The organism is Sellimonas catena (assembly GCF_027924685.1).
Taxonomy (GTDB): Bacteria; Bacillota; Clostridia; order Lachnospirales; family Lachnospiraceae; genus Sellimonas; species Sellimonas catena.
In genome coordinates this window covers 1-5,861 of sequence record NZ_BSBO01000066.1, presented here as the reverse complement: position 1 = coordinate 5,861, position 5,861 = coordinate 1, and the positions used below count along the sequence as shown (strand labels likewise).

General features: G+C 29.5%; 5 protein-coding genes. All 5 read right to left on the bottom strand.

Going from position 1 to position 5,861, the window contains the following annotated elements; genetic code table 11:
• Positions 1 to 172: 172 nt before the first annotated feature.
• The 5 genes from Selli1_RS17740 to Selli1_RS17720 are packed head-to-tail and all read right to left on the bottom strand — an operon-like array spanning position 173 to position 5,615.
• Positions 173 to 1,453, bottom strand: a complete 1,281-nt coding sequence (locus Selli1_RS17740) for an oligosaccharide flippase family protein (RefSeq protein ID WP_281874386.1) — start codon at positions 1,451 to 1,453, stop codon at positions 173 to 175.
• Positions 1,450 to 2,688: a glycosyltransferase gene (locus Selli1_RS17735; protein ID WP_281874384.1), complete on the bottom strand. Its 1,239-nt coding sequence runs from the start codon at positions 2,686 to 2,688 to the stop codon at positions 1,450 to 1,452. The genes Selli1_RS17740 and Selli1_RS17735 overlap by 4 nt, the downstream gene beginning before the upstream one ends.
• A 2-nt stretch (positions 2,689 to 2,690) precedes the next feature.
• Positions 2,691 to 4,160, bottom strand: coding sequence for an O-antigen polysaccharide polymerase Wzy family protein (locus Selli1_RS17730; RefSeq protein ID WP_281874382.1), 1,470 nt, complete (start codon positions 4,158 to 4,160; stop codon positions 2,691 to 2,693).
• Positions 4,124 to 5,236 carry a glycosyltransferase gene (locus tag Selli1_RS17725; RefSeq protein ID WP_281874380.1) on the bottom strand — a complete coding sequence of 371 codons (1,113 nt, stop codon included), beginning with the start codon at positions 5,234 to 5,236 and terminating at the stop codon, positions 4,124 to 4,126. The genes Selli1_RS17730 and Selli1_RS17725 overlap by 37 nt, the downstream gene beginning before the upstream one ends.
• A gap of 13 nt (positions 5,237 to 5,249) precedes the next feature.
• Positions 5,250 to 5,615: a glycosyltransferase family protein gene (locus tag Selli1_RS17720; RefSeq protein WP_281874378.1), complete on the bottom strand. Its 366-nt coding sequence runs from the start codon at positions 5,613 to 5,615 to the stop codon at positions 5,250 to 5,252.
• Positions 5,616 to 5,861: the final 246 nt, after the last annotated feature.

The window sequence follows — 5,861 nt, the reverse complement described above, 5'->3', positions numbered from 1 at the left end:
CCTTTGTATAGATGGTTTTTCGTCAATTCCATTATACCAAACGGGACAGGTTTATGCCTTTTTTATTGGCTGAAATATTGAATTTTCAAGGTTCAACACACCGTATTGGTGTGGGAAGTTTTAGTTATATTACTAATCAAAAATCCCGGCATATAAACTGATCCTTTCAATTCTAAATTTGTGATTTTTTACATACATTTCTCAAATGTAAAATCATAATTATTCCTGAAAAATAATACACTATAATAAGTGCTACAGCTGATCCTAACAATCCATAGTTGCTTACACATACATAGTCAATTATAAAATGTACAATCATAGAAATAATATTAACTCTTAAATTAAATTTCTCTTCACCAATTCCAGCTAAAATGTTTCCAGGAAGCATTCTAAATACTGCTTGTCCAAATGAAGCAACAAGCAATATTCTCATTATCGGTATCGCATCATAATATTTTTCTCCATACAACAACCAAATAATAAATGGTGTACACCAAATTAAAATTATATGAATGATAAGCATTCCACCGAAATTAATAGCTGATAATTTTTTAAAATTTTTCCAAATCCATTTCTTATCGTCAATATGTTTAATAAAATAAGGAAAAATAAATGTTATAATGGCCTGCATTACAAACAAAGATATTGTAAGTATGTATGCCGCAACCTTATAAACGGCTAAATCTTCTTCATCATTCAACACCCAACTTAAAATAAAAGTTTCATTAAGCTGCATTACATACGAAGACATATTAGTAAGCATCATTACAACGCCAAACTTAAATATCTGCTTTTGTTTATCCTTACTCGGATAAATAAACTTCTTATTTTTCCCTTCAACAGATTTAAGTAAAACTATAGCAACAACAATTGAAATAATAACTGCTATATAGCGCCCTCCAATAATACCAAGAATACCAGAAGTAATTGCCAAAACAATTTGCGCTATAACCATTAAAGCCGAATAAGAAAAAGATAAAATTGAATATTCTCTATTCGCAAACAATGCTCTTAAATATAACTGTAAATCCTCATATATAAATACAAGTATTGGGAGAGCAGACATTAATACTAAATATAATCTACTTGATTGAAATTGAAAATCAGCACACAAGAAAAAGATAAGACTTCCTATAAAAAGAATGAGATCTATTATCAAACCTTTCCTTAAAGAATATAGGAACACTCCTCTTTTTTCTTCTTCACTCTCTTCCTGCACACAATATCTTAAAGTTGCATTAGTTATCCCTAAAGCATTAAACATTAGAAAATAGTTTCGTATATTATCAACATATACCAAAACTCCATAATCCGTTTTGCTCAATACTCGTGGCAAAAACATTGCGGAAATAAAACTTATAACTTTTACTAAAGAAGAACTTATAATGATATGAAAAAAACCTTTTTCTTTAATCAATCTAATACCATTTTTCACCTGGTCTACTCTCTTCATTTATCATTACCTTTCATATGTAAAAAAGTATTAAAATTACTGTATTGTACTACTGCATCATAATTTTGTTCCCAAAATTTTCTAGCATTATTTCTCAACTCTTGGTAGCGGTTAGTATCTTCTTTATATATACTAGCCATGTTATTGATCGCATCTGCTAATTCCTGTATATGAAATCCTTTATTCAGTAATATTCCTGTCTGATCGCATACAATTTCTTTCATTCCTCCCACATCAGGCGCAATCACTGGAATCCCAAAAGAAATTGCCTCCATAATAGATACTGGAAGTCCTTCCGAATCACTTGTATTAACAAAGCAATGATATACACTATTTTTATAATTTTCGATTACCTCTGAATTTTTACATTTTCCTTTAAACTCAACAGCAATATTCTCGCCTAATTTTTCGTGTGCCTTTTCTTTTATTGTATCAGCTAAGTTACCATCCCCGAAATGAGTCCACTTTATTGGATAATTCTTTACAAGAGCTAACGCGTCAACCAACTTATCTAAACGTTTTACTGATATAATATTGCTACATGTCAAAATATGAAACTCCTTTGTTTCTTCTAGCAATTGGACTCCATGATCTTTTGTTCCTAAATGGCTAACCAAATATTTATTTTGATATTTCTTCCATTTGAGTTCTAAATATTTCTTTCCTGCTTCTGAAACTGGTAAAATGTAATCACATGTACTAAATATTGTGTCTCTCATTGGTAAGTAGTTATACTTATTTCTTTGTTCATATAAATCATATCCGTGTATTCTAGTTATAAATTTTCGTACTTCCAATTTCTTTTTTAGTACTTGACCGATATATGCTGCTTCAAATGCCCAATACGAATACAATGTAACTTGATCTTGGGAACTGAAATTATATTTATCAAGTCTTTTCAAAATTTCTTTTGCTTTTTGATGTGATTCGAAAATAAATTTTGTCAAAAAAAGAAGTTTTCTAATAGAAAAATGGTTAACTATCCTTCTAACCTCATTCCAGTAATCAAAATCACCTAATGATTGAAGTAAACCGGAGAAAATGAAATTTTTTCCATCCCAAATATTGATCACTTCAATAGCCGGATTTTTATACGTCCTCGGTTGACCGTATATTTTGTTTGTTGGTATTAGCAATATCTTATCAAACTTCCAAAATTCTTCTTCATTTTCAATAAATGATTCCCCGTGTAAATAAGGATAGGTTTCTGTTAATACAATCAGTATCTCCTTCATATTTACCTCTCTTTGTATTTCATTTGAATCATTTTTCCAATAATAACTATGAGCACTATAGTTAATATAGTTGTAAAATTTATCCCTGTGTATAAAAAGTTACTAGTCGTATCCCTTGGCATATAAATAATCTTCTCAACCATCAGCAGAAAAATTCCTATCACAAACATATTTCCACTTTTTACTATATATATACTATTACTCAATACTATTCCTAACAGCAGATTAAATAGAAAAATTCCAATATAACCAAAATCATGATAGAGTTCAGCAATATAACATGATCCAAGTCCTCTTCCTTGGATATAATTCCAAGGCATAACTAAATAAGAAATCATTTGTCCAAAACTATTTCCGTAAATTGCCGCTTCTGCTGTTTGTTGTTGATATACAGGAATATCAAATAATGCTTGTGTAATAACATTATTTTGGAAAAAATCTTTTAACCGCCCTAATGAATAAAGCTTATTTTCCGGTAGGTATGTTTCATAAAGTTTTTCATACCCGATTAGATCTGCACTTGTACTTTGATTTTTCATAAACTCCACAATTGCTTCTCCTGTCGAAATATGATTCACTTGAATGCCATCTCTACTAAATCCAAAAAAATATAAAAAGGATATTAAAAATGGTACACATAAAAGTCCAACAAAACAAACTTTTTTATTAATCCACTTTTGTTTATGATCCATTTTATCTCGGAAAAAGTAATAAATAATTATCATTAAAATACCTAAAACAAATTTATTCCTCTGTCCTGTTCCCAAAGAAATAACCGAATACCCTCCATAAAACAGCATTGCTCTGTTAACTTCTTTTTTTGATGGCATAGAGCCCATAAAAATCCAAAACGCTATCGGAAACATATCTGCTAATTTAACTACTACTCCCGGAAGATTAGTGGCGTATTCCAAATAGTATTCCAAATATGTATTGTCCCTTACAAAAAAAATTTTTTCAAATAAAACAACAAAATAAAAAAACAAAGTGAAATAAGTTATTATTTTGGCGCTTTTTTGAAAATATTTTTTTAAATCTGATTCTCTAAATTTTATTTTCTTCTCTAATTTAAAAATTCTTGCAACTTTATTACTAAACAAGCAGCCTAGTATAATTCCAAAAACCGCAAGGTATAATGAAATCGACATATGAATCGTTATTTCATTTGAAAATATAGTCTCTATGCTATTTTCTAAAATTAATTCTAAAAAACTTCCTCCTAAAAGAAATGTCAATAGAGTTATAAAAAAACATAATACAATAATTCGTTCTCTTATTTTTATTACTGAATAAATCACTCCGACAATCCAGACAAAAAATATGGCCCAAAAAATAGTAACATATTCTTGCATTAAAATACCAAAACTAAATAATATGAAAGAAAAAATCAATAGAATAATATTACCAACTTGTAGGATTTGATTTTTCATATATTTTACCTCGATATCACATTTTTCATAATATTTTCCCATGAAAACTTTTCCATAGCAAACTTTCTAATATTTTCAGCTTTATATTTGTCTTTATTATCTATAAATGTATTGATAATATAGGATATATCTATTGGGGAATCATCTGAAGCAACTCGAATTACATACGGACAATCTTCTGGTATTCCTATTTCTTGATAAGCACAAATAAACGGAATTCCTCTAGACAAATATTCCTTTGCTTTGAGTGTGGAAGCTTCTGTTATTCCAACTTTATAAAGTCCCAACGACGCACATCCTATATGACATTGATCAAATAACTTATCTAATTCTTTTCCTGTCTTCCAATGAAAAAACTTAATATATTCCATAACCCCCAACTTCATAGCTAAATTTTTATAATCATTCAGAGCTTCTCCCTCTCCAACCAAATATACTTCGACTTTAGCTTTATTATTTCCGTTTTTATATTGAGCAACTCCTTTAATCAATCTTTCAAAGCCTTGATGATAAAACATCGATGCAATTCCAATAATACGTAAGATTTTTTCTTCTTCACACTCTTTTTTCAATTGAAACTCTTCAACACTACACCCATTTGTCATCCTTATCGATTTAATGCCAAAAATTTTTTCTGTTTTATTTCCAATATAAACAATTTTTTCAATATAGTTTTTTAAAGTTGGAATGAAAATTTTTTGTATTTGATCGCGGGCCCAATATTTCCATTCTCCTTTCTTTAGTTGATAAGGCTTAATCGGGTATGTTGGAACTTCCAAAATCACTCTTATTTTTTTCTTTTTCAACAATTTTAAAAGTCGCCAAACTGCTAGATCAATATAAGGAAAGCGTATGTAACATATATCGATCTTTTCTTTCTCTATAAAATTTCTTGCAACAGAGAAGTAACGAAATCTTCTTGTCTTATTTCCATTATATCTACTAATTAGTGTTTCTTTTTCATCTTCAAAAAGTGTATAGCCCATTTCTCCATAGGCTAAGCAAGATACTTGGTACCCATTTTTTTCCATACCCTTCATCTGCATTCTAATTTTTTTTGCAACTCCATTATGTTGCTTATTTAACTCTGCTAATGCTATATATAATATTTTTTCCAACTTATAATCCTCTTTATCTATATATTCTTTTCTGCAAATTAAGAATCATACCTTTGGGTATGAGACCTACAACCAATGGCTTAATTACATACAATAAACCTTTGGGCATTAAGCCTAACATTTTATAGCCTTTATATCTCACTATTGCCTCGTCAATTCTATATTTATACTTTCTCTTTTTCATCGCATATGGATTAACATAATATCTAAGTAGTGATTCAGAAATATTATATCCTTTCATCCCCTTTGCATACATTCTCATAAATAAATCTATATCTTCTGCTCGTCTAGTTTCTTTAGCATATCGATACCCTTTTACTCTTACTAAACTTTCCTTTCTAAACATTGTTGCTGGGTGTACAAAAGGACTATTCCACAAAAAATCTTCTTTTATAGGCGTTATAGCTCTTACGTTTTGCTTATGTGTTATTGTTTGTCCATCAAAAATATCAACTGCCGAAGAAACAAATGCATATTCTTTATTATTATCTCAAACTACGCACATAGATTTTGCCTATGCACCTTGAAAATTCAATATCTGGCAGGTATTCGATTATCAAAGTTCACCCTTTGCCCTATGCCGCCTGAAGCTGTGTCTTCAACAAAACAGGCAATGTGTTCATAA